22 protein-coding genes and 3 tRNA genes are annotated in these 21,342 nt (G+C 54.1%); 16 read left to right on the forward strand and 9 right to left on the reverse strand.

Going from position 1 to position 21,342, the window contains the following annotated elements; all coding sequences use genetic code 11:
- The first annotated feature begins 252 nt into the window (after positions 1–252).
- A complete protein-coding gene (locus KGP22_RS02965; protein WP_111964101.1) occupies positions 253–990 on the forward strand; it encodes a LuxR C-terminal-related transcriptional regulator in 738 nt (245 codons plus the stop codon).
- Positions 987–1,622, forward strand: coding sequence for a DNA-binding transcriptional activator BglJ (bglJ, locus tag KGP22_RS02970; protein WP_223582374.1), 636 nt, complete (start codon positions 987–989; stop codon positions 1,620–1,622). The genes KGP22_RS02965 and bglJ overlap by 4 nt, the downstream gene beginning before the upstream one ends.
- Positions 1,623–1,660: 38 nt before the next feature.
- Here the strand turns inward: bglJ and KGP22_RS02975 are convergent, their stop codons facing one another.
- Entirely contained in the window at positions 1,661–2,119 is a 459-nt protein-coding gene (locus KGP22_RS02975; protein WP_149367749.1) for a YbaK/EbsC family protein, read from the reverse strand.
- Between the two features lie 328 nt (positions 2,120–2,447).
- Here KGP22_RS02975 and KGP22_RS02980 point away from each other — a divergent pair, with 328 nt between their 5' ends.
- Positions 2,448–3,794 carry a PTS sugar transporter subunit IIC gene (locus KGP22_RS02980; RefSeq protein ID WP_115876505.1) on the forward strand — a complete coding sequence of 449 codons (1,347 nt, stop codon included), beginning with the start codon at positions 2,448–2,450 and terminating at the stop codon, positions 3,792–3,794.
- A 138-nt stretch (positions 3,795–3,932) separates the two neighbouring features.
- Here the strand turns inward: KGP22_RS02980 and fhuF are convergent, their stop codons facing one another.
- Both fhuF and KGP22_RS02990 read right to left on the reverse strand, forming a co-directional pair.
- A complete protein-coding gene (gene fhuF, locus KGP22_RS02985) occupies positions 3,933–4,721 on the reverse strand; it encodes a siderophore-iron reductase FhuF (protein ID WP_223581158.1) in 789 nt (262 codons plus the stop codon).
- Between the two features lie 95 nt (positions 4,722–4,816).
- Positions 4,817–5,881, reverse strand: coding sequence for a diguanylate cyclase (locus KGP22_RS02990; RefSeq protein ID WP_029740020.1), 1,065 nt, complete (start codon positions 5,879–5,881; stop codon positions 4,817–4,819).
- Positions 5,882–6,096: 215 nt separating this feature from the next.
- On the opposite strand from KGP22_RS02990, the gene KGP22_RS02995 reads away from it, so the two are divergent.
- Positions 6,097–6,366, forward strand: coding sequence for a DUF1435 domain-containing protein (locus KGP22_RS02995; RefSeq protein ID WP_223581161.1), 270 nt, complete (start codon positions 6,097–6,099; stop codon positions 6,364–6,366).
- Positions 6,367–6,407: 41 nt separating this feature from the next.
- Here the strand turns inward: KGP22_RS02995 and KGP22_RS03000 are convergent.
- From KGP22_RS03000 to rsmC, 4 genes are all read right to left on the reverse strand, one after another.
- Positions 6,408–6,493 (reverse strand) — tRNA-Leu (locus KGP22_RS03000).
- A 33-nt stretch (positions 6,494–6,526) separates the two neighbouring features.
- Positions 6,527–6,613: transfer RNA gene (locus tag KGP22_RS03005), tRNA-Leu, on the reverse strand.
- A gap of 28 nt (positions 6,614–6,641) precedes the next feature.
- A tRNA-Leu gene (locus tag KGP22_RS03010) sits at positions 6,642–6,728 on the reverse strand.
- A gap of 172 nt (positions 6,729–6,900) precedes the next feature.
- The gene (gene rsmC / locus KGP22_RS03015) at positions 6,901–7,929 is read right to left on the reverse strand and encodes a 16S rRNA (guanine(1207)-N(2))-methyltransferase RsmC (RefSeq protein ID WP_111964095.1); all 1,029 of its coding nucleotides are present in this window, start codon (positions 7,927–7,929) and stop codon (positions 6,901–6,903) included.
- Between the two features lie 102 nt (positions 7,930–8,031).
- Here rsmC and KGP22_RS03020 point away from each other — a divergent pair, with 102 nt between their 5' ends.
- From KGP22_RS03020 to KGP22_RS03055, 8 genes are all read left to right on the forward strand, one after another.
- Positions 8,032–8,445, forward strand: a complete 414-nt coding sequence (locus KGP22_RS03020; protein ID WP_149367747.1) for a DNA polymerase III subunit psi — start codon at positions 8,032–8,034, stop codon at positions 8,443–8,445.
- Positions 8,414–8,857: a ribosomal protein S18-alanine N-acetyltransferase gene (gene rimI / locus KGP22_RS03025; protein ID WP_111964094.1), complete on the forward strand. Its 444-nt coding sequence runs from the start codon at positions 8,414–8,416 to the stop codon at positions 8,855–8,857. Before KGP22_RS03020 ends, rimI begins: the two co-directional genes overlap by 32 nt.
- A 19-nt stretch (positions 8,858–8,876) precedes the next feature.
- Entirely contained in the window at positions 8,877–9,554 is a 678-nt protein-coding gene (gene yjjG / locus KGP22_RS03030; RefSeq protein WP_023310313.1) for a pyrimidine 5'-nucleotidase, read from the forward strand.
- 91 nt (positions 9,555–9,645) lie between these two features.
- On the forward strand, positions 9,646–11,235 hold the full coding sequence (prfC, locus tag KGP22_RS03035; RefSeq protein ID WP_223581178.1) for a peptide chain release factor 3: 1,590 nt from the start codon (positions 9,646–9,648) through the stop codon (positions 11,233–11,235).
- Positions 11,236–11,534: 299 nt separating this feature from the next.
- Positions 11,535–12,152, forward strand: a complete 618-nt coding sequence (gene osmY / locus KGP22_RS03040) for a molecular chaperone OsmY (RefSeq protein ID WP_008502075.1) — start codon at positions 11,535–11,537, stop codon at positions 12,150–12,152.
- Positions 12,153–12,279: 127 nt separating this feature from the next.
- The gene (locus KGP22_RS03045) at positions 12,280–12,441 is read left to right on the forward strand and encodes a DUF1328 domain-containing protein (RefSeq protein WP_003856556.1); all 162 of its coding nucleotides are present in this window, start codon (positions 12,280–12,282) and stop codon (positions 12,439–12,441) included.
- A gap of 120 nt (positions 12,442–12,561) precedes the next feature.
- Positions 12,562–13,614, forward strand: coding sequence for a patatin family protein (locus KGP22_RS03050; RefSeq protein WP_223581180.1), 1,053 nt, complete (start codon positions 12,562–12,564; stop codon positions 13,612–13,614).
- Positions 13,611–14,393 carry a TatD family hydrolase gene (locus KGP22_RS03055; RefSeq protein WP_223581182.1) on the forward strand — a complete coding sequence of 261 codons (783 nt, stop codon included), beginning with the start codon at positions 13,611–13,613 and terminating at the stop codon, positions 14,391–14,393. Before KGP22_RS03050 ends, KGP22_RS03055 begins: the two co-directional genes overlap by 4 nt.
- Here KGP22_RS03055 and KGP22_RS03060 read toward each other — a convergent pair.
- Both KGP22_RS03060 and KGP22_RS03065 read right to left on the reverse strand, forming a co-directional pair.
- Positions 14,388–15,248, reverse strand: coding sequence for a YjjW family glycine radical enzyme activase (locus KGP22_RS03060; RefSeq protein ID WP_223581184.1), 861 nt, complete (start codon positions 15,246–15,248; stop codon positions 14,388–14,390). The two genes, KGP22_RS03055 and KGP22_RS03060, sit on opposite strands and share 6 nt — an antisense overlap.
- A complete protein-coding gene (locus tag KGP22_RS03065) occupies positions 15,223–16,770 on the reverse strand; it encodes a YjjI family glycine radical enzyme (protein ID WP_223581186.1) in 1,548 nt (515 codons plus the stop codon). The genes KGP22_RS03060 and KGP22_RS03065 overlap by 26 nt, the downstream gene beginning before the upstream one ends.
- A gap of 262 nt (positions 16,771–17,032) precedes the next feature.
- Here KGP22_RS03065 and deoC point away from each other — a divergent pair, with 262 nt between their 5' ends.
- From deoC to deoD, 4 genes are all read left to right on the forward strand, one after another.
- A complete protein-coding gene (deoC, locus tag KGP22_RS03070; RefSeq protein WP_023303054.1) occupies positions 17,033–17,812 on the forward strand; it encodes a deoxyribose-phosphate aldolase in 780 nt (259 codons plus the stop codon).
- 101 nt (positions 17,813–17,913) lie between these two features.
- Positions 17,914–19,236 (forward strand): thymidine phosphorylase, encoded by a 1,323-nt coding sequence (gene deoA, locus KGP22_RS03075; protein ID WP_149367742.1) that lies wholly within the window; start codon positions 17,914–17,916, stop codon positions 19,234–19,236.
- A 53-nt stretch (positions 19,237–19,289) separates the two neighbouring features.
- A complete protein-coding gene (deoB, locus tag KGP22_RS03080) occupies positions 19,290–20,513 on the forward strand; it encodes a phosphopentomutase (protein ID WP_223581188.1) in 1,224 nt (407 codons plus the stop codon).
- Positions 20,514–20,602: 89 nt separating this feature from the next.
- The gene (deoD, locus tag KGP22_RS03085) at positions 20,603–21,325 is read left to right on the forward strand and encodes a purine-nucleoside phosphorylase (protein WP_223581190.1); all 723 of its coding nucleotides are present in this window, start codon (positions 20,603–20,605) and stop codon (positions 21,323–21,325) included.
- Positions 21,326–21,342 lie beyond the last annotated feature (17 nt).

Genomic DNA, 21,342 nt, shown 5'->3' on the forward strand with positions numbered 1-21,342 from the left:
GAATAATTAATATTGAAAGATAAGTTATTTATATTTAGTTATTCTAATTTTATATTGTAGTTATTTTAATGGCACTGCAATTAAATTTTGTTTCACTTTGTGAGATATTAGTGCTGTTTAGGCATTTCTTATACTAACAATACATCTCATCTTCTACTTGTATTAACCTGCATTACACTCAGGGACAAAAATACTCATACGTTGATGCGTTTTAACGTTACTCATCAAATGAAGAATGGACACGGAGGGTCTATGTTGTCATTGCACGGTAAGCATAGCGTTATCATTAGCCGGATACCTGTGATGCAAAACGGGTTAGGGGGCGTGATGACTCGCAATTTCCCCGATTTTGAATTGACCTATTGCAGCTCATTGCAGGAGTTAACTCTGCTCCAGTTACGCCGCGCTGACGTCATCATTGCAGACATTTCAGGCGAATACTGGAATCCTCGGGGCGCGCTCGAAGAGTATTTCAGTTTAATGAATCAATACCGGGATATTCACTGGATCTTTTTAGTTTCGCGACCACTTAACCCTATTGCCGTTGAGTTACTTGTGCGCCCTGAAAGTACGTTGCTTTCTGATATGGAACCTATTGAAGGCTTAGTTAACGCTGTACGGGCAGGACGAGAACGCGCAGAGCGGGTAAGCCAGATGTTGTTAACCCCGGAACCTCTAAGTTCAGAGGAGGAAAACGAACATCTTATCGCTCTCACGCACTCCGAACGCAAGGTACTGAGACTTTTAGGTAAAGGATGGGGGATCAACCAAATCGCTACATTGCTCAAGAAGAGCAATAAAACCATCAGTGCGCAGAAAAACAGTGCGATGCGACGACTTTCATTACGTAGTAATGCAGATATGTACGCCTGGATAAACAGTTCACAGGGAATGCGAGAGCTGAGTTTGATGTCAGCCTATGGAGAGTTCGAAGAATGGAAAAAACCGATTCAACAAGCCATATTGCCATCGTCGAAAATTGCACGATGAGTGCTGTTGGGCTAAAGCATCTTTTTGCGATGCCCGGCCTGAATCATTACCAACTGCATCTGTTTAGTGAATTTGACAGCTTTAAGAAAGCACTTCAGCACGTCAATTTTTTCTCGCTGATCTATTCATATTCCGATGCTCGGGAAGAGCGTCGTAGCTGCCTGGCGCACCTGCGGGATTTTGCGTTTACGCATGGTCATATCCAGCGCATCATCCTGGTTGCAGACGAGATGGAAGCAAGATTAATTAGCCATCTTTCCCCGTCACGCCTTCACGGTGTGGTTAGTAAATCGCTGACGCTTGAGCACCTGCAGAAGGAACTCATGGTGTTGTTGAGTGAAACCTTGCGCATCAATGACAATATGATGAATCACTGGTACCGGAGTCAAAGCAGAATGTTAAGCCCAACGGAAAGGGCAATACTGCGGTATATGTCTTGCGGATACTCCATTCCTCAAATCGCGGCACGGCTTGAACGCAATATTAAGACCATCCGGGCGCATAAGTTTAATGCGATGGTGAAGCTGGGGGTGAACTCTGACGTAGGGTTGCTTGATGCGGCAGATATTATTACCCACCTTTCGGCAAGAGAACCGCGAAGTTCGACACTTAGCAAGCCGACCTTTTTATAACCTGCCTGTTGCGCGCCAGACAGGCTCTGGCGCATCAATCAGATGCAAACATCCACCCATTTTGCGGAAGTCAGCTCTGCCATTCTGTCAGGTGAGATACGCACAGCGCTGTGAATTGCGCCTGCGGCGGGCAGCACTTCGGCGTACTGCTTTAACGAGACATCGCAGTAAACCGCGAGCGGGTTTTCCAGGCCGAACGGGCACACGCCCCCAACGGGATGACCGGTTATGGTCACCACTTCATCACTGCTGAGCATGCGCGCTTTTGCACCAAAGGTGTCTTTTAGCTTTTTGTTATCCAGGCGCGCATCGCCTTTCGCTACCACCAGAATCACCTCATTTTTCACCTTAAGTGACAAGGTCTTGGCGATTTGCCCCGGTTCCACACGGTGGGCGGCAGCAGCCAACGCAACGGTAGCGGTACTCTGGTTAAGTTCAATGACGTCTATATCCGGCGCGTTGTCGGCAAAAAACTGCTGTACAGACTGCAAACTCATTGTTTCCTCCTGACAAATATCCTGCGTAATCTGTCATAAGAATTTATGCTCTGTAAATATCTCTTCAGTAACAAATATACCGAACGGCTGATTTCTGGATCATCTTCACAATCACGGAAACCGGTTACAGTAACCGGTTGCAGAGCGTGATGCGTCGATTAATACTGAGTACGTAACGTCCCCTGTATCTAATAATAAGAGCAAATTATGAAACCATTCCGTCTTAGCAGTACTACTGGTACACAAGCCAGCAAGGTTGTGAAGGTGATTTATGGAACAACGTGCGGCGCAAATGTGCCCGTAACAAACGTCTGACAGGAGATCTGCCATGTCTGCCAACCATGCTGCGTTTAACCTGATATTCCGTTTTGTTGAAAATTACGTCAGCCCGATTGCCGGGCGGATTTCTTCCCAGCGTCATGTGATGGCCATTCGTGATGGGTTCATCTCCGCGATGCCATTCATGATTGTGGGTTCATTTTTGTTAGTGTTCGCATACCCGCCGTTTTCGCCTGATACCACCTGGAGTTTCGCCCGCGCCTGGCTGGATATGGCGAAGCAGTTTGAAGGTCAGATCCTGACGCCGTTTGATATGACGATGGGCATTATGTCCATTTATATCTGTGCGGCCATTGCCTATAACCTTGGCAAACACTATGTCAAATCGCACCAGTTAGACCCGTTTATGTGCGCCATGCTGTCGCTGATGGCATTTCTGCTGGTCGCGGCACCGAAAACCAAAGGCACGCTGCCTGTCGACAGCCTGGGTGGAACGGGGATTTTTACCGCGATTCTGGTGGCGATCTACTGCGTTGAGATGATGCGTTTCCTCAAGGCGCACAACATTGGTATTCGCCTGCCAGACCAGGTACCTCCGATGATCAAAAACTCTTTTGATCTGCTCATCCCTGTGCTGGTGGTGGTCTTGACGCTTTACCCTCTGAGCCTGGTCATTCAGTCTCAGTTCGGCATGCTGATCCCGCAGGCCATTATGTCGGTCTTTAAACCTCTTGTTTCCGCAGCGGATTCCCTGCCTGCGATCCTGCTGGCCGTGTTGATTGGTCATCTGTTGTGGTTCGCCGGGATCCACGGAGCCGCCATCGTCTCCGGGATGCTGCAGATGTTCTGGCTCACGAACCTCGGCGCGAACCAGACCGCTCTGGCCGCCAGCCAGCCTCTGCCACATATTTTTATGGAGGCGTTCTGGACGTTCTTTATCGTGATTGGCGGCTCGGGCGCCACGATGGGGCTGGTGATTTGCTATCTGCGTAGCCGTTCAGCGCATTTACGCTCTATCGGGCGTTTGAGCGTGGTACCCAGCTTCTTTAACATCAATGAACCTGTCATTTTCGGTACGCCGATTGTGATGAACCCGGTGTTCTTTATTCCGTTCCTGCTGGCACCGATGGTAAATGCCGTGCTGGCCTGGGCGGCGATGACGTTTGATCTGATTGGCCGCGTCATCTCAGTAGTCCCCTGGACAGCACCGGCGCCAATAGGTGCAGCGTGGGCTCTGGGCTGGGATTTCCGCGCGGCTATTCTGGTTGTTGTTCTTGCCTGCGTATCGGCAATCATCTACTTCCCGTTCTTCAAAGTATACGAGAAACAGCTGCTGGAGCAGGAAGCGGAAGAAGCGCAGCGTAACGCGGAAGAGGACAATCAGCAGGTGGCATAGGTAAAAGCAAAACGGCAACGCACGTTGCCGTTTTTAGTGTTTGTTCCTTCTTCCCGTGGGAGAGGGTCAGGGTGAGGGCATCAGGCCGGGCCCGTTTTTAGGTCCGGTAAGCGAACCGCCACCGGGCAATTCACTGCTCTACTTCAGCGTACAGTCCCCGCACTGCTTAACGTCCGGCAGGCGATAGCGCTGGCAGCAGGTGCGGCGAACCATAAGCCCATCACGGAGCACGACGGTGCGGAATAGCGGGTTGTCACGGCCATCGGAAAGCTGTTTTGCAAAGAAACAGGACTGACGCAGGGCATCAACGTTCTCATCACCAAGCAGAGGCTTCATTTCCGTTAAATACCAGTGGATTAAATAGCCCGTATTGCTCCAGATAAGCTTTGCGTTAATCTCTCCCGTCGCTTCAAGCACTTCCACCACCGGGATCAGGGCCTGGATGATAAGCTGCTCCATACGTTCCTGAGCCGTCAGGCGTTCAGCGTTCTGGTCTTCGTGGAGATCAATCCAGAAACAGGCCGCACGTCCGGTTTCGTGGAACTCGACGTGGAAATTATCCGGCGAGAGTTCCAGCATGCTCTTCTGTGTTAACAGCGCCAGCATCAGCGGTGGCACCATCAGCCCGATATACCACTGCGCCCAGAGAGATAGCAGGGGTTTATTTTCCCGCGTAAGGGTGGGCTGATTGCGATAGATATGGTCGGAATAGGTAGCCAGCAGAGACTGCAGTTTTGTCGGGTGACGCCACTCTGAGAGCGTCATGGCGTGATTCGGGTGCGCTTCATCAAGCCTGATGAAGTCCAGTAGGTGGGCGCGCGTCTCCGCAATCTTATCCCGTATGGCATCCGCAAGCGAAACATTCCCGCTGGTGAGGGGCGCTCGCCAGAGGAGTGGTTCGACGATGTGTGCGGTATGCGTAGCCATAGTATAGATAGAAATCTAAATGATAATGATTGCCAATCCTAACTATTGCTTATACCAATGGCAAGACTTTTGTCCGGGTGACATCGTCGTGATGTTTAAGCCGTCTGCAGCTCTTCACTCAGCAGAATGTTATTGCGCCCCATATGCTTGGCTTCATAGAGGGCTTTGTCCGCTTTTTCCAGCGCGCCTTCTACGTCTTCATCCTCGAAAATGGCAATACCAATGCTGATGGTGACGTTTGTCGCGACGCTCTCGTTAAACAGATGCGGGATTTTCAAATCGTAGACTTTCTGACGGATCCGCTCGGCCGTCTGGCGAGCATGTTCGAGAGAAATATTAGTCAACAGCACCATAAACTCTTCCCCGCCAAAACGCGCCACAATATCGCGGGAACGCACGGCATCGCGGATTGCCGCAGAGACACGCTTCAGCGCCTGGTCGCCCATCATATGGCCATAATGGTCGTTATAGGCTTTGAAGTGATCGATATCCATCAGCAGGACAAAATGCTCGCCATTTTCAACCGTCGGCAGATTCTCCAGACGGCTTTGCAGACCGCGACGATTATAAAGCCCGGTAAGCGGGTCCATCATGCTGAGATCGGTAAGGGTTTCTCGCTCTTCCAAAAGACGTGAGAGCAGCTCCTGAGCAAAACGGTCGTTACGTGTTTGCAAAATGTTATGAATAGCAATTGCCACCACAGGAAGTGCGAAAGAATAGGTCATTCTCAGCCATATATCATGATCGCTTAACCACAGGCAGACAATAAACGTAGGCAGTGAATGCAGCGTAAAGGCTTTGATATTACTGGCGAATGCCAGCGTTCCGATAAAAAGCACCGTTAATAGGGCGATTAACAAATACGTCGCGTGATCGTGGGTAATTAAGGCGAATTTAGACACAATTTGCCAGGCCCACAAAATACCGAATATCCCTGAAACAACAGGAATATTTATCTTCCGCGCGCGCTTTCTCCAGTGCCAGACGAACAGACCGGTGCTGATGGAGAAAATAGCAATAAGTGGGGCTGATAACAGGCGTACAGAATTGAGCGGATTTGTTACCGAGAACACTGCCGAGGTTGCGTTCAGAAATAAAAATAAACGTAACGACAATTGATATTTTCTGTGAACCAAAGACCGCCAGGATTGTGATGTCATAGTCGTGCGTTTTTATTAAAATTTAATTAAAACAAATAAGTAGGTGCTGTATCGCAATAAAATATGAAAAAAACTCAAAGAGTAATTATCAGAAAATCTTTAGATGTTGTTAACAGGTGTGCAATTTATCACCTTAGGCAATTCCTGTCATTACGGGAAAGGTAAAGGACGATGGATTTTGATTCATTCAGCTGACAAATGATAATCCGTGTCATATGATATTGGTTATCATTATCGTTTTGAGAGGGCAGAGCATGTTGAACAGGGCGCTTGGCAGTGGTTGGGGGGTATTGCTACCGGGAGCCATTCTCGGCGGGTTGATGTTTGCCGATCTCTCCCTTGATACATGGAAAGCGATCATTGTGTCAGGACTGTTAGTCACGTCAGGCATGATCTGGCATAAGCAACTGCGGCACTTTGTTTTACTACCATCATGTGTAGCACTGGTCAGTGGAATTCTGGTGATACTGATGAGCTTGAAATAACAGGGAAAAGAAGAGGAACTACAGAAGGGATGTAAGATAATTGGTGCGAGGGGGGGGACTCGAACCCCCACATCCTAAGGACACTAACACCTGAAGCTAGCGCGTCTACCAATTCCGCCACCTTCGCACAGTCATCTTACTATTGTTGATATCGCCTCGTTGGTGCGAGGGGGGGGACTCGAACCCCCACATCCGTAAGGACACTAACACCTGAAGCTAGCGCGTCTACCAATTCCGCCACCTTCGCCCAGTGCGAGCAATATCATTGTGATTTATGGTGCGAGGGGGGGGACTCGAACCCCCACATCCGTAAGGACACTAACACCTGAAGCTAGCGCGTCTACCAATTCCGCCACCTTCGCATACCATCGATACTGTAAAAGTATCGTAACCACGGAGGCGCATTCTAGATGTTTTCAGCTTTACGTCAACAGAAAAGTGCGCGCGACGCCTTGATTGCTGCAAAAATGGCCGATGCAGACGCCATGCGGAGCCGGATGGTGCTTGCACTTATCCGGCCTGCATGAGTGGAGATTACTTTTTGGCCTGACGCGTCATCACGGTACGGTAGACCTTAAAGCGGCCGGTCTGGGCGATCACTTCGTGGAAACCGAAGGTTTCGTCCAGCACTTTCGGGTACGCCAGGAAGGCGTTCGCGACAATACGCAGCTCACCGCCGCTGTTGAGGTGACGGACCGCGCCACGGATCAGCGTTTGCGCGGCTTCCAGGCTGGTCTCCATGCCGTCGTGGAACGGCGGGTTAGAGATGATCATGTCGAAGCGACCGGTGACGTCGGAGAAGACGTTGCTGGCAATCACCTCGCCTTCAATACCGTTTGCGGCAAGCGTTGCGCGGCTGGCTTCTACCGCCGGAGCGCTCACGTCACACAGGGTTAAGCGCACTTTTGGTGAATGGCTGGCGAGCACGGTAGAGAGCACGCCCGCGCCGCATCCCACGTCCAGCACTTTGCCTTTGGTGTGCGGCGTCAGGGTGGAGAGCAACAGCTTGCTGCCCGTATCCAGCGCGTCGCGGCTGAACACGCCCGGCAGGGTTTTGATGGTCAGGCCGTCAAGCTGGTACTCGTCCCAGTAAGCCTGGGGATCAAACGTTGTCTGTTTTTCCAGACGGCCATGGTACAGACCACAGCGGCGAGCGCTGTCGACTTTATTCAACGGCGCGTAGCCTTCCAGCATCTGTTCAGCGCTACGCACGCCGCTGCGGTTTTCACCGACCACGAAAATATCGCAGCCGACCGGCAGCAGGGAGAGCAGGTTCATCAACTGGAACTGGGCTTCAGGTTTATTCTTCGGCCAGTAGTAGATCAGCGTATCGCAGTCGGCAATATCGCTCTGCTCTGCCACCAGGCTAAAGCGCGCGCGCTCGCCCATCTGGCGGCTCAGCACCTGCCAGTGGTGGTAGTATTGGGTATGGGCACGGCTTTCAGCACAGTCGAAACGCGCAGGCAGGTCATCCTGCATATCTCCGGCAAACAGAATACGGCTTTCTTCGAAATCATCACTGTGACGCAGCAAGACTTCACTTGCCGGGGTAAATGCAGACATGAATTGTTCCTCAATAAACTCAGGCGGGGATTATAGTAGGTAGATGGCGCACTTTCGACACATTTGCTATATTTGCGCGCCTGAGAGACAGGAGTTTTCCCTATGACATCCCGACGAGACTGGCAGTTGCAGCAGCTGGGCATTACCCAGTGGGCTTTGCGTCGCCCGACGGCGTTGCAGGGCGAAATCGCCATCTCCATCCCGGCGCACGTTCGTCTGGTGATGGTGGCAGAAGAACTGCCTGCCCTGAATGACCCCCTGATCGGTGATGTCCTTCGCTGCCTGAAGCTGACGGCCGACCAGGTTTTACCGCTGACGCCAGAGCGTGTCGCGATGCTGCCTCCTGATAGCCGCTGTAACATCTGGCGTATCGGAGAGGCAAATGAGATCTCTCTTCAGGGGAGCCAGATCTGCTCGCCAGCGCTGGACGAACTGAAAGCCAACCCAAAAGCGCGCAGCGCGCTATGGCAACAAATCTGCGAATATGAACACGATTTCTTCCCTCACGACGCCTGACCTGTCCACAGCGTTCGCGATTGAAACACGCGCCCATGCGTTTCCATGGAGCGAAAAAACCTTCGCCAGTAATCAGGGCGAACGGTATCTGAACTACCGCCTGGACGTTGACGGCACCATGGCCGCTTTCGCGATCACGCAGGTTGTTCTTGATGAAGCGACGCTGTTTAATATCGCGGTTGATCCCGCGTTTCAGCGCCGTGGGCTGGGAAGAGAACTGCTTGAGCACCTCATCCGTGAGCTCGAAACCCGTGACGTTTTCACCCTGTGGCTGGAGGTGCGCGCGTCGAATGTCGCCGCCATCGCGCTCTATCAAAGCTTAGGCTTTAACGAGGCGACAATCCGCCGTAACTACTACCCCACCGCAGAGGGACGTGAAGACGCCATTATCATGGCTCTGCCGATTGGATAACGAATATAAGGTTGTAACGATGAAATGGGACTGGATTTTCTTTGATGCCGACGAAACGCTGTTTACGTTTGATTCGTTCGGCGGCCTGCAGCGGATGTTTCTCGACTATAGCGTGACCTTCACCGCTGAAGATTTTCAGGACTATCAGGCGGTAAATAAGCCGCTGTGGGTGGATTACCAGAACGGTGCCATCACCGCGTTACAACTTCAGCACCAGCGCTTTGACGTCTGGGCGGAACGCTTAAAGGTCAGTCCGGGGACGCTGAACGATGCGTTCCTGAACGCGATGGCCGATATCTGTGCGCCGCTGCCGGGCGCGGTTTCCCTGCTGAATGCGTTGAAAGGCAAGGTGAAACTGGGGATCATCACCAACGGTTTTACCGCCCTGCAGCAGATCCGCCTTGAGCGCACCGGCCTGCGCGATCATTTCGACGCGCTGGTGATCTCGGAAGAGGTTGGCGTGCCGAAGCCGGATCCGCGTATTTTCGATTATGCGCTGGCGCAGGCCGGAAATCCCGACCGCGATCGCGTCCTGATGGTGGGTGATACGGCAGAGTCAGATATCCTGGGCGGCATGAAGTCAGGTCTGTCGACCGTGTGGCTCAACGCGCATGGCCGCGTGAAGCCTGAAGGCATCGAGCCGACCTGGACCGTCACGTCGTTGAACGAACTGGAGCAACTCCTGTGTAAACAATGATTGCCTGCCCCCCGTTGATGGGTAAAATAGCCGCAATTTTGTATTCCATGATGCGTGGCGTGCTGCCGCGCTTATAAAAGAAGATTTAATTATGACGTTGTCTCCTTATCTGCAAGAGGTGGCCAAGCGCCGCACTTTTGCCATTATCTCTCACCCGGATGCCGGTAAAACGACCATCACCGAGAAGGTGTTGCTGTTCGGACAGGCGATCCAGACTGCGGGTACCGTTAAAGGCCGTGGTTCCAGCCAGCATGCAAAATCCGACTGGATGGAGATGGAAAAACAGCGTGGTATTTCGATTACCACCTCCGTGATGCAGTTCCCGTATCACGACTGCCTGGTGAACCTGCTGGACACCCCGGGCCACGAAGACTTCTCCGAAGATACCTACCGTACCCTGACTGCGGTGGACTGCTGTCTGATGGTGATCGACGCCGCGAAAGGTGTAGAAGACAGGACCCGTAAGCTGATGGAAGTCACCCGTCTGCGCGATACGCCGATCCTCACCTTTATGAACAAGCTTGACCGTGACATCCGCGATCCGATGGAGCTGATGGATGAAGTAGAAAACGAGCTGAAGATCGCCTGTGCGCCAATCACCTGGCCAATTGGCTGCGGTAAGCTGTTCAAAGGGGTGTATCACCTCTATAAAGACGAAACTTACCTGTATCAGACCGGTAAAGGCCACACCATTCAGGAAGTGCGCATTGTTAAAGGTCTGGACAACCCGGATCTGGACGCGGCGGTTGGCGAAGAGCTGGCCGCGCAGCTGCGTGACGAGCTGGAGCTGGTCAAGGGCGCGTCTCACGAATTCGACAAAGAGCTGTTCCTGAGCGGCGAAATTACCCCGGTCTTCTTCGGTACCGCACTGGGTAACTTCGGCGTTGACCACATGCTCGACGGCCTGGTGGAGTGGGCGCCGCAGCCGATGCCGCGCAAAACCGACACCCGTGAAGTGGAAGCGAAAGAAGAGAAGTTCACCGGCTTCGTGTTTAAGATTCAGGCCAACATGGATCCGAAACACCGTGACCGCGTGGCCTTTATGCGCGTGGTGTCCGGTAAATATGAAAAGGGCATGAAGCTGCGCCAGGTGCGTATCGGGAAAGACGTTGTAATCTCCGACGCGCTGACCTTTATGGCGGGTGACCGTTCGCACGTTGAAGAGGCCTATCCGGGCGACATCATTGGGCTGCACAACCACGGCATCATCCAGATCGGTGATACCTTCACCCAGGGCGAAATGATGAAGTTCACCGGTATTCCGAACTTCGCGCCAGAACTGTTCCGTCGTATTCGTCTGCGCGATCCGCTTAAGCAGAAACAGCTGCTGAAAGGCCTGGTTCAGCTCTCCGAAGAGGGTGCCGTGCAGGTGTTCCGCCCAATCGCGAATAACGATCTGATTGTTGGCGCGGTCGGCGTGCTGCAGTTTGACGTGGTCGTTGCGCGTCTGAAGAGCGAGTACAACGTGGAGGCGATTTACGAATCGGTGAACGTCGCGACCGCGCGCTGGGTTGAGTGTTCTGACGTGAAGAAATTCGAAGAATTTAAGCGTAAGAATGAAGTCCAGCTGGCGCTGGATGGCGGCGATAACCTGACCTATATCGCGCCAACGATGGTGAACCTGAACCTGACGCAGGAACGTTACCCTGACGTTCAGTTCCGTAAAACCCGCGAGCACTAATCCCCTCTCTGAGCACGGCTCCCGCCGTGCTCTTCTTTAATTCCTGTCTTATTAATCCCTTGCGGAATGTTCTTAATTCAACGCAATTTCACGCTATTCGCGCGTTTTTTGCCCAATTCTGAAAGCGGCTCTGTGAGAGTGATCTATATTTAACTCAGTGTTTAACACCGGGCGTGGATAAATTAACTGTTCAATGCATGACTTTAGGTTATCCATTTTGCCCGCGTGTTTATTCGCAATATATAAAACTACTAAGGAAGTATGCAGCCCGAATAACGGGTCAACACAGGAATAGATCGATGAATATGACAAGACTGAAGATTTCTAAAACTCTGCTGGCTGTAACTCTGGGTAGCGTTCTGGTGAGCGGCTCCGCCCTGGCGGAAAGCAGCACCATGGATAAAGCACAATCCACGGCCGATAGCGCAGGGCAAAAAATCGATAGCTCTATGAATAAAGTCGGCAATTTCATGGATGACAGCTCAATCACAGCAAAAGTGAAAGCCGCACTGGTGGATGATGAAGCCATTAAGAGCACCGACATTTCCGTTAAGACCGACAAAAAAGTGGTCACGCTGAGCGGCTTTGTCGAAAGCCAGGCTCAGGCTGAACAGGCGGTAAAAGTGGCGAAGGGCGTCGAAGGTGTCGCCTCCGTCAGCGATAAGCTGCACGTCCGTGACGGCAAAAACGCGTCGGTGAAAGGTTATGCCGGTGATGCTGCCACCACTAGCGAAATCAAAGCTAAACTTTTAGCGGATGACATCGTGCCGTCCCGTAAGGTGAAAGTAGAAACCACCGATGGCGTGGTTCAGCTTTCCGGTACGGTAGATTCGCAGGCGCAAAGTGAACGTGCCGAGTCCATCGCGAAAGCGATTGACGGTGTGAAAAGCGTTAAAAACGATCTGAAAACGAAGTAAATCTTGACCATTCGCCCGTCTGGCTAACACCAGCGGGCGAAATAAGAACGACTCTGGAAAAACGCCGGTGAGTGACCTGAGCGCTCACGTTTAGCGGCCGACATTAACTATGGTAAAGGAGAAGCTTATGTTTCGTTGGGGCATTATATTTCTGGTTATCGCGTTAATTGCCGCCGCATTGGGCTTTGGTGGACTGGCAGGTACAGCGGCATGGGCAGCTAAAATTGTCTTCGTTGTGGGTATTATTCTGTTCCTGGTCAGCCTTTTTACGGGACGTCGACGTCCATAGCAAACGCAATATTCCTTCAACAAAATAAAGCCAGTCACTGTGACTGGCTTTTTCTTATTTGCGGAACAGGTCGGGTGCGTTACTGTGGTGTTATAAAATAATCAAAACAGGAAAGCAGAGGTGGGGCAACGAATTCCCGTTACGCTCGGCAATATTGCGCCGCTGACGTTAAAGCCGTTTCGCGCAGGTCAACTCGCGCTGGTCTGCGAGGGTGGCGGACAGCGCGGCATTTTCACCGCTGGCGTGCTGGATGAATTTATGCGCGCGCAGTTCAACCCGTTTGATCTCTATTTCGGCACGTCTGCCGGGGCGCAGAACCTCTCTGCCTATGTCTGTAACCAGCCCGGCTACGCGCGAAAGGTCATTATGCGCTACACCACGGCGAAAGAATTTTTTAACCCGGTGCGCTTTGTGCGCGGCGGCAACCTGATCGATCTCGACTGGCTGCTGGAGTCGACCTCCAGCCAGATGCCGCTGGCCATGGACACCGCCGCGCGTCTGTTTGATCGCGGCAAAGAGTTCTGGATGTGCGCCAGCCGGGGCGATGACTATTCGCCGGGCTATTTTTCGCCTCAGAAAGAGAACTGGCTGGACATCATCCGCGCCTCCAGCGCGATCCCCGGTTTTTATCGTACCGGCGCCCTGCTGGACGGTATTAGCTATCTTGACGGCGGGATCAGTGACGCGGTGCCGGTGCAGGAAGCCGCACGGCGCGGGGCGAAAACCATCGTGGTGATCCGTACCGTGCCGTCGCAAATGTATTACACCCCACAGTGGTTTAAGCGGATGGAGCGCTGGCTTGGCGACAGCAGCCTCCAGCCGCTGGTGAACATCGCGAAGCAGCATGAAACCACCTACGGCGCGATGCAGCGATTCATTGAAAAGCCGCCGGGTAAGCTGCGTATTTTTGAAATTTATCCGCCTAAGCCGCTGCTGAGCATGGCGCTGGGCAGCCGCGTCCCTGCGCTGCGCATGGATTACAAAACGGGGCGGCTGTGCGGACGCTACTTCCTGGCGACGGTGGGGAAAATGCTGGCGGAGCAACCGCCGCTTCATCGCCATAAACGCATTATTACGCCGCCTGCGATTGTCGCTAACGACGCTCTGACGGTGCCGCTTGTGGATATTCCGCAGGCGAATGACGCTTTACTGGATAACGAGGATCTGGCGTGACGCACCGCTTTATTGATACCCACTGCCACTTCGATTTCCCGCCGTTTACGGGAGATGAAGAACACAGTATTGCGAAAGCGGCCGAGGCAGGCGTTCAGGCCATCATTGTGCCTTCAGTGGAAGCGGCTTACTTTTCCCGCGTGCTGGATCTTTCCATGCGGCATTCCGCGCTCTATGCCGCGCTCGGCCTGCATCCGATTGTGATTGAGCGGCATCGGGATGAGCACATTGAGAGGCTTGATGAGGTACTGCAGACCGCAGGCGACAAGCTTGTCGCCATCGGTGAGATCGGCCTCGATCTTTATCGCGAGGATCCGCAGTTTGAGCGCCAGCAGACGATCCTCGACGCGCAGCTCAGGCTGGCGAAGCGCCACGATCTGCCGGTGATCCTCCACTCAAGACGCACGCACGATAAGCTGGCGATGCACCTGAAACGCATCGATCTGCCGCGCAGGGGCGTCGTGCACGGTTTCTCCGGCAGCCTGCAGCAGGCGCAGCGCTTTATCGAACTGGGCTACAAAATTGGTGTAGGTGGCACCATCACCTATCCCCGGGCCAGTAAAACCCGGGACGTAATGGCACAGTTGCCGCTGTCGGCGCTTCTGCTGGAAACCGACGCGCCTGACATGCCATTGAATGGTTTTCAGGGCCAGCCAAATCGTCCGGAGCAAGCGGCACGCGTGTTTACCACCCTGTGTGAACTGCGAAAGGAGCCAGAAGAGGTGATTGCCGACGCGCTGCTGGAAAATACCCGTTTGGTATTTAGCATCACGCTATAGATAAAGCGCCGGGCGGATCACCGTTATCTTCTGTTTTTCCAGCGCCCGCGCCAGCGGTTCAACGTCCTCGGGCGTGGCGCTGTGCCATGACGCCGCCTCACCGTACACGCCGTGCGCATGAAACGCATTGAGGCGTACCGGCACGTTTCCCAGCCCGTGGATAAACGTCGTCAGTGGCTTGAGGTGTTCCAGATAGTCACACTGCCCCGGAATCACCAGCAGGCGGAGCTCCGTCAAACGGCGACGATCTGCCAGCCAGCGGATGCTCTGCTTGATCTGCGGATTGTCGCGCCCGGTCAGGAAGCGATGGTGCGCGTTACCCCACGCCTTGAGATCCAGCATCGCGCCATCCAGTACCGGCAGCAGCTTTTGCCAGCCGGTTTCGCTTAACAAGCCGTTGCTGTCTACCAGGCAGGTCAGATGATGCAGGGCGGGATCGGCTTTGATCGCGGTGAACAGCGTTACTAAAAACGGCAGTTGCGTTGTGGCTTCTCCACCGCTTACGGTGATCCCCTCTATAAACGTTGCAGATTTGCGGACCTGAGCGAGGATCTCCTCCACGCTCAGGCGGTGCGCCATAGGCGTTGCCTGCTGCTGGCACAGGCGCAGGCAGGTGTCGCACTGGTGGCAGTCGCTCTCCTGCCACCAGACGCGTCCCGCATGCATAATCAGCGCGTCGTGCGGGCAGTGGGGCACGCAGTCCCCGCAGTCGTTGCAGCGGCCGATCGTCCACGGGTTGTGGCAGGTTTTACAGCGCAGGTTGCAGCCCTGCAGGAACAGTGCCAGGCGGCTGCCCGGCCCGTCTACGCAGGAAAAAGGAATGACCTGACTAACTAAAGCGCATCTGCTGTTCATGGCTAATCACGCGAGGCTGACGTTCCAGAATACGGGTATTGCGTGCGGCTTCTTCCCCCAGCCACGTGGTATTGGTGCGCGATCCGGCTTCCCGGTATTTCTCCAGATCCGACAAGCGAACCATATAGCCGGTCACGCGGACCAGATCGTTACCCGCTACGTTGGCGGTAAATTCACGCATACCGGCCCTGAACGCGCCCAGGCAAAGCTGAACCACCGCCTGAGGGTTGCGTTTTACCGTTTCATCCAGCGTCATAATATCGCTTATCCCGGAAGAGTAGTGCTTGTGATGGGGAGCCACCGCCAGCAGGTGGCTGATGGGATCCGGCTCGTCGCCGTAGGGCAGGCGCGCGCCTGGCGTGGTACCCGAATCGGAGCTGATCCCCGACTGGGCATGAAGCATCGCGCGCTGCTTCCAGGCGTGCTTCACCGGCGTGTTTTCGACAAACGCCGCAAGCTGTTCGCTGATGCGATAGCCCAGCGCATTGGCCTGCTCATCTTTTCCGTAGCGTCCCGCTATTCCTGCTTTCTCACAGAGCGCGTTTACCGCTTCCGCCAGGCCGTACATGCCAAACATCGGCACAAACCGATCGGCATCAATCAGCCCCTCTTTCACCAGGAAGCTATTCTCAAAGAAGCCAGATTGCTCGTACAGGAAACCGCAGCGTGCATCGATGATGGCCATTTGCTGCTGGCAGTAGTGCGGGAGCGTGCGGGTGAAGAAGTCTTCAATGGATGTGCTACGTTCAGCAATGGCTTTGAGGTTAAGGCGCACCAGGGTGCTGCCACCGCCTGCAAGCGGCAGGGAGTTGTAACAGCTCACCACGCCGTAACGGCCTTTTGTGAAAATTTTATCATTCACCGGGCCATAAGAAATATGCGGTTTGCTGCATTCACATATGTTTTTTGCTACCTCAAGCAGCAAATCATCCGGGGTGATATCCGGATCGTAGATAAAGGTCAGGTTTGGCGCGACCTGCTTCAGCTCTGCATCGGCCCGCAAAATGGCACGGGTGATGGGGCCGTCAGCAGGCCCGATGTTTGCGTGCATAAACGCATCGGGCAGCGTACGGTCGAGATAGCGCCAGAAACGTTTTATTCGGCTATCGAACTCTTCTTGTGTTAGAATTCTAACATAAGGTTGCAGCAACGCATCAAGCTGACCGAGATAGACCGGCATCGATGTGACGGACGGAACATGATGGTAGAGGATGGTTAACAGCGAGAGGGCATCGTCGAGATCTTTTGCCCCTTCCAGCTCAAGCCATTCTGAACCATTAGCCAGAAATTTTGCGTAATCCGGCAGAACGTAACGGGGTTTGTAAGGCGCATGGCCTTCGAACATGTCGCAGATAAACCCCTCGTCCAGCGCGGCGCGCGCAGCTTCAGGGAGTGCCGGATACGGCAGGTTGTTTTCCGCTTCCAGCGCCAGAAAATGACGTTTTTGTTCCGGGGTTAACACCGGGCTTGTCACAATCTGCTGGCAACGTTGCTGCAGGGCGTCGGGGCTGGAGTGGGGCATATTCGCTTCCTTGAATGTTCTGCGGATGATGAACGGATTGTAGAAAGCCTGCCTGTTGGCGCTTTTGATCCCACAGGGGGTATTGCTGCTTTAGTCGGCAATCTCCCTACTAAAGTTTGAAGAAGATCTCATTACAGTAATGCAAATTTGTATGCAGTTTTCATTAACTGTGATGAATGTCGAAGTGTGGATGCGGGTGAATGTTAGAATACTCACAGACCCGCAAGGTAAAATTTATACGGCACTGCCGTTGGAGAAAGTTATGACCGATTTAACTGCAAGCAGCCTGCGCGCGTTGAAACTGATGGACCTGACCACCCTGAACGATGACGACACTAATGAGAAAGTCATCGCCCTGTGCCATCAGGCGAAAACGCCAGTGGGTAATACCGCAGCCGTTTGTATTTACCCGCGCTTTATCCCGATTGCCCGTAAGACGCTGAAAGAGCAGGGCACCCCGGACGTGCGCATTGCAACCGTAACTAACTTCCCGCACGGCAACGACGATATCGACATTGCGCTGGCAGAAACCCGCGCGGCAATTGCCTACGGCGCAGACGAAGTTGACGTAGTGTTCCCGTACCGCGCGCTGATCGCCGGTAACGAGCAGGTCGGTTTTGACCTGGTGAAAGCCTGTAAAGACGCGTGTGCGGCGGCAAACGTGCTGCTGAAAGTGATCATCGAAACCGGCGAGCTTAAAGAAGAGGCGCTGATTCGTAAGGCATCTGAAATCTCCATCAAAGCCGGTGCGGATTTCATTAAAACCTCTACCGGTAAAGTACCGGTGAATGCGACCCCGGAAAGCGCGCGCATCATGATGGAAGTGATCCGCGACATGGGCGTGTCCAAAACCGTTGGTTTCAAACCTGCGGGCGGCGTGCGTACCGCGGAAGACGCGCAGCAGTTCCTGGCGATTGCCGACGAGCTGTTTGGTGCCGACTGGGCCGATTCCCGTCACTACCGCTTCGGCGCCTCCAGCCTGCTGGCCAGCCTGCTGAAAGCGCTGGGTCACGGCGACGGTAAGAGCGCAAGCAGCTACTAAGTTTGAATTGCCGGGTGGCGCTACGCTTACCCGGCCTACCCGGATCGTGGTCGGGTAAACCGTACCCGCCACCATTCACCCGATTCCTCATGGGGGTTACCGTGTTTCTCGCACAAGAAATTATTCGTAAAAAACGTGATGGTCATGCATTAAGCGACGAAGAGATCCGCTTCTTCATCAACGGCATTCGTGATAACACCGTCTCAGAAGGGCAGATTGCGGCTCTGGCGATGACCATTTTCTTCCACGATATGTCGATGCCTGAGCGCGTGTCGCTGACCATGGCGATGCGAGATTCAGGAACCGTTCTGGACTGGAAAAGCCTCAATCTTAATGGCCCGATTGTGGATAAACACTCCACCGGCGGCGTGGGCGACGTGACCTCCCTGATGCTCGGCCCTATGGTGGCAGCCTGTGGCGGTTACATCCCGATGATCTCCGGACGCGGCCTGGGCCACACCGGCGGTACGCTCGACAAACTGGAAGCCATTCCGGGCTTCGATATCTTCCCGGATGACAACCGCTTCCGCGACATAATTAAAGACGTTGGTGTGGCGATTATCGGCCAGACCAGCTCTCTTGCTCCGGCAGACAAGCGTTTCTACGCGACCCGCGACATCACCGCGACCGTTGACTCCATCCCGCTGATCACCGCCTCTATCCTGGCGAAGAAGCTGGCGGAAGGGCTGGATGCGCTGGTGATGGACGTGAAGGTCGGCAGCGGCGCGTTTATGCCGACCTATGAACTTTCTGCTGCGCTTGCCGAAGCGATCGTTGGCGTCTCCAATGGCGCGGGCGTGCGCACCACCGCGCTGCTCACCGACATGAACCAGGTGCTGGCGTCCAGCGCCGGTAACGCAGTCGAAGTGCGTGAAGCGGTGCAGTTCCTGACCGGTGAATACCGCAACCCGCGTCTGTTTGACGTGACCATGGCGCTGTGCGTTGAGATGTTAATCTCCGGCAAGCTGGCCAAAGACGATGCGGAAGCGCGCGCGAAACTGCAGGCGGTGCTGGATAACGGCAAAGCGGCGGAGATCTTCGGCCGCATGGTCGCGGCGCAAAAAGGCCCGACAGACTTCGTCGAAAATTACGCGAAGTACCTGCCAACCGCGACGCTCAGCAAAGCGGTGTATGCCGATAGCGAAGGGTTTGTCTCCGCCATGGACACCCGTGCCCTCGGCATGGCGGTGGTCTCGATGGGTGGCGGCCGCCGTCAGGCCTCAGACACCATTGATTACAGCGTCGGCTTTACCGATATGGCCCGTCTGGGCGACAGCGTTGACGGCCAACGTCCGCTGGCGGTGATCCACGCCAAAGACGAAGCCAGCTGGCAGGAAGCGGCGAAAGCGGTGAAGGCGGCCATCTCGCTTGACAATAAAGCACCGGAAACCACACCGACTGTCTATCGCCGTATCACCGAATAGCGGTATACTGATCTGATCGATAATTTTTGAAGCACTACGTACGGAGAACAATTATGAAACGTGCATTTATTATGGTGCTGGACTCATTCGGCATCGGCGCAACCGAAGATGCAGAACGTTTTGGTGACGTGGGTTCCGATACCATGGGTCACATCGCGGAAGCCTGTGCAAAAGGCGAAGCGGACAACGGTCGTAAAGGCCCTCTGACTCTACCTAACCTGACCCGCCTCGGGCTGGTGAAAGCGCATGAAGGCTCTACCGGTAAAATCGCAGCCGGAATGGACGGCAACGCGGAAGTCGTGGGCGCCTACGCCTGGGCTCACGAGCTCTCCTCCGGTAAAGACACCCCGTCTGGCCATTGGGAAATCGCAGGTGTGCCGGTGCTGTTCGACTGGGGTTACTTCTCCGATCACGAGAACAGCTTCCCGCAGGAGCTGCTCGATAAGCTGGTGAAGCGTGCCAACCTGCCGGGTTACCTCGGCAACTGCCACTCTTCCGGTACCGTGATTCTGGACCAGCTCGGCGAAGAGCACATGAAAACCGGCAAGCCGATTTTCTACACTTCTGCTGACTCCGTGTTCCAGATTGCCTGCCACGAAGAGACGTTTGGCCTGGATAAACTCTACGAGCTGTGCGAAATCGCCCGTGAAGAGCTGACCGAAGGCGGCTACAACATTGGGCGCGTGATCGCGCGTCCGTTTATCGGCGACAAAGCGGGTAACTTCCAGCGTACCGGTAACCGTCACGATCTGGCCGTTGAGCCGCCGGCGCCAACCGTGCTGCAGAAGCTGGTTGAAGAGAAGGACGGTCACGTGGTGTCCGTGGGTAAAATCGCGGATATCTACGCTAACTGCGGCATCACCAAAAAGGTCAAAGCGACCGGTCTGGATGCGCTGTTCGATGCCACCATCAAAGAGATGAAAGAAGCGGGCGACAACACCATTGTCTTCACCAACTTCGTGGACTTCGACTCCTCCTGGGGTCACCGTCGCGACGTCGCGGGTTATGCTGCGGGTCTTGAGCTGTTCGACCGCCGTCTGCCGGAGCTGATGGAGCTGGTGGGTGAAGATGACATTCTGATCCTGACCGCGGACCACGGCTGTGACCCAACCTGGACCGGTACCGACCACACCCGCGAGCACATTCCGGTGCTGGTGTACGGCCCGAAAGTGAAGCCGGGCTCGCTGGGGCACCGTGAAACCTTCGCGGACATCGGCCAGACTATCGCCAAATACTTTGGTACGTCTGACATGGAATATGGCAAGGCCATGTTCTGAATCATGTAGGGTGAGGTCTGATGCCCTCACCCCGGCCCTCTCCCTGCGGGAGAGGGTGAAAAGAATAAACAATGTTAAAGGAACTGAAGATGGCAACTCCTCACATTAATGCAGAAATGGGTGATTTCGCTGACGTCGTATTGATGCCGGGCGACCCGCTGCGCGCGAAGCACATTGCAGAAACCTTCCTGGAAGACGTGCGTGAAGTGAACAACGTTCGCGGCATGCTGGGCTTCACCGGTACCTATAAAGGCCGCAAAATTTCCGTTATGGGCCACGGTATGGGTATCCCATCCTGCTCTATCTACACTAAAGAGCTGATCACCGATTTCGGCGTGAAGAAAATTATCCGCGTTGGCTCCTGCGGCGCGGTGCGCATGGACGTTAAACTGCGCGACATCGTTATCGGTATGGGTGCCTGCACCGATTCCAAAGTTAACCGTATGCGTTTCAAAGACCATGACTTCGCAGCGATTGCTGACTTCGGCATGGTGCGCGACGCGGTTGACGCGGCAAAAGCACTGGGCGTTGAAGCGCGCGTGGGTAACATCTTCTCTGCTGACCTGTTCTATGCCCCGGACGGCGGCGAGATGTTCGACGTGATGGAAAAATACGGCATTCTGGGCGTGGAAATGGAAGCGGCGGGTATCTACGGCATCGCGGCTGAGTTTGGTGCGAAAGCGCTGACCATCTGTACCGTGTCTGACCACATCCGTACCCACGAGCAGACCACCGCTGCCGAGCGTCAAACTACCTTCAACGACATGATCAAAATCGCGCTGGAATCCGTTCTGCTGGGCGATAAAGCGTAATTCTTTCTCTTCCCTCC

It is taken from the genome of Enterobacter sp. JBIWA005 (assembly GCF_019968805.1).
Taxonomy (GTDB): Bacteria; Pseudomonadota; Gammaproteobacteria; order Enterobacterales; family Enterobacteriaceae; genus Enterobacter; species Enterobacter vonholyi.

What these genes read in the sequence shown, in the direction of transcription:
- KGP22_RS03065 (WP_223581186.1), bottom strand. Translation starts at nt 16,770, where the DNA reads ATGCCCCACTCCAGCCCCGACGCCCTGCAGCAACGTTGCCAGCAGATT.
- deoB (WP_223581188.1), top strand. Translation starts at nt 19,290, where the DNA reads ATGAAACGTGCATTTATTATGGTGCTGGACTCATTCGGCATCGGCGCA.
- KGP22_RS02980 (WP_115876505.1), top strand. Translation starts at nt 2,448, where the DNA reads ATGTCTGCCAACCATGCTGCGTTTAACCTGATATTCCGTTTTGTTGAA.
- rsmC (WP_111964095.1), bottom strand. Translation starts at nt 7,929, where the DNA reads ATGTCTGCATTTACCCCGGCAAGTGAAGTCTTGCTGCGTCACAGTGAT.
- osmY (WP_008502075.1), top strand. Translation starts at nt 11,535, where the DNA reads ATGAATATGACAAGACTGAAGATTTCTAAAACTCTGCTGGCTGTAACT.
- KGP22_RS03060 (WP_223581184.1), bottom strand. Translation starts at nt 15,248, where the DNA reads ATGAACAGCAGATGCGCTTTAGTTAGTCAGGTCATTCCTTTTTCCTGC.
- KGP22_RS02965 (WP_111964101.1), top strand. Translation starts at nt 253, where the DNA reads ATGTTGTCATTGCACGGTAAGCATAGCGTTATCATTAGCCGGATACCT.
- bglJ (WP_223582374.1), top strand. Translation starts at nt 987, where the DNA reads ATGAGTGCTGTTGGGCTAAAGCATCTTTTTGCGATGCCCGGCCTGAAT.
- KGP22_RS03020 (WP_149367747.1), top strand. Translation starts at nt 8,032, where the DNA reads ATGACATCCCGACGAGACTGGCAGTTGCAGCAGCTGGGCATTACCCAG.
- rimI (WP_111964094.1), top strand. Translation starts at nt 8,414, where the DNA reads ATGAACACGATTTCTTCCCTCACGACGCCTGACCTGTCCACAGCGTTC.
- KGP22_RS03045 (WP_003856556.1), top strand. Translation starts at nt 12,280, where the DNA reads ATGTTTCGTTGGGGCATTATATTTCTGGTTATCGCGTTAATTGCCGCC.
- deoD (WP_223581190.1), top strand. Translation starts at nt 20,603, where the DNA reads ATGGCAACTCCTCACATTAATGCAGAAATGGGTGATTTCGCTGACGTC.
- deoC (WP_023303054.1), top strand. Translation starts at nt 17,033, where the DNA reads ATGACCGATTTAACTGCAAGCAGCCTGCGCGCGTTGAAACTGATGGAC.
- KGP22_RS02995 (WP_223581161.1), top strand. Translation starts at nt 6,097, where the DNA reads ATGATATTGGTTATCATTATCGTTTTGAGAGGGCAGAGCATGTTGAAC.
- yjjG (WP_023310313.1), top strand. Translation starts at nt 8,877, where the DNA reads ATGAAATGGGACTGGATTTTCTTTGATGCCGACGAAACGCTGTTTACG.
- fhuF (WP_223581158.1), bottom strand. Translation starts at nt 4,721, where the DNA reads ATGGCTACGCATACCGCACACATCGTCGAACCACTCCTCTGGCGAGCG.
- KGP22_RS02990 (WP_029740020.1), bottom strand. Translation starts at nt 5,881, where the DNA reads ATGACATCACAATCCTGGCGGTCTTTGGTTCACAGAAAATATCAATTG.
- prfC (WP_223581178.1), top strand. Translation starts at nt 9,646, where the DNA reads ATGACGTTGTCTCCTTATCTGCAAGAGGTGGCCAAGCGCCGCACTTTT.
- KGP22_RS02975 (WP_149367749.1), bottom strand. Translation starts at nt 2,119, where the DNA reads ATGAGTTTGCAGTCTGTACAGCAGTTTTTTGCCGACAACGCGCCGGAT.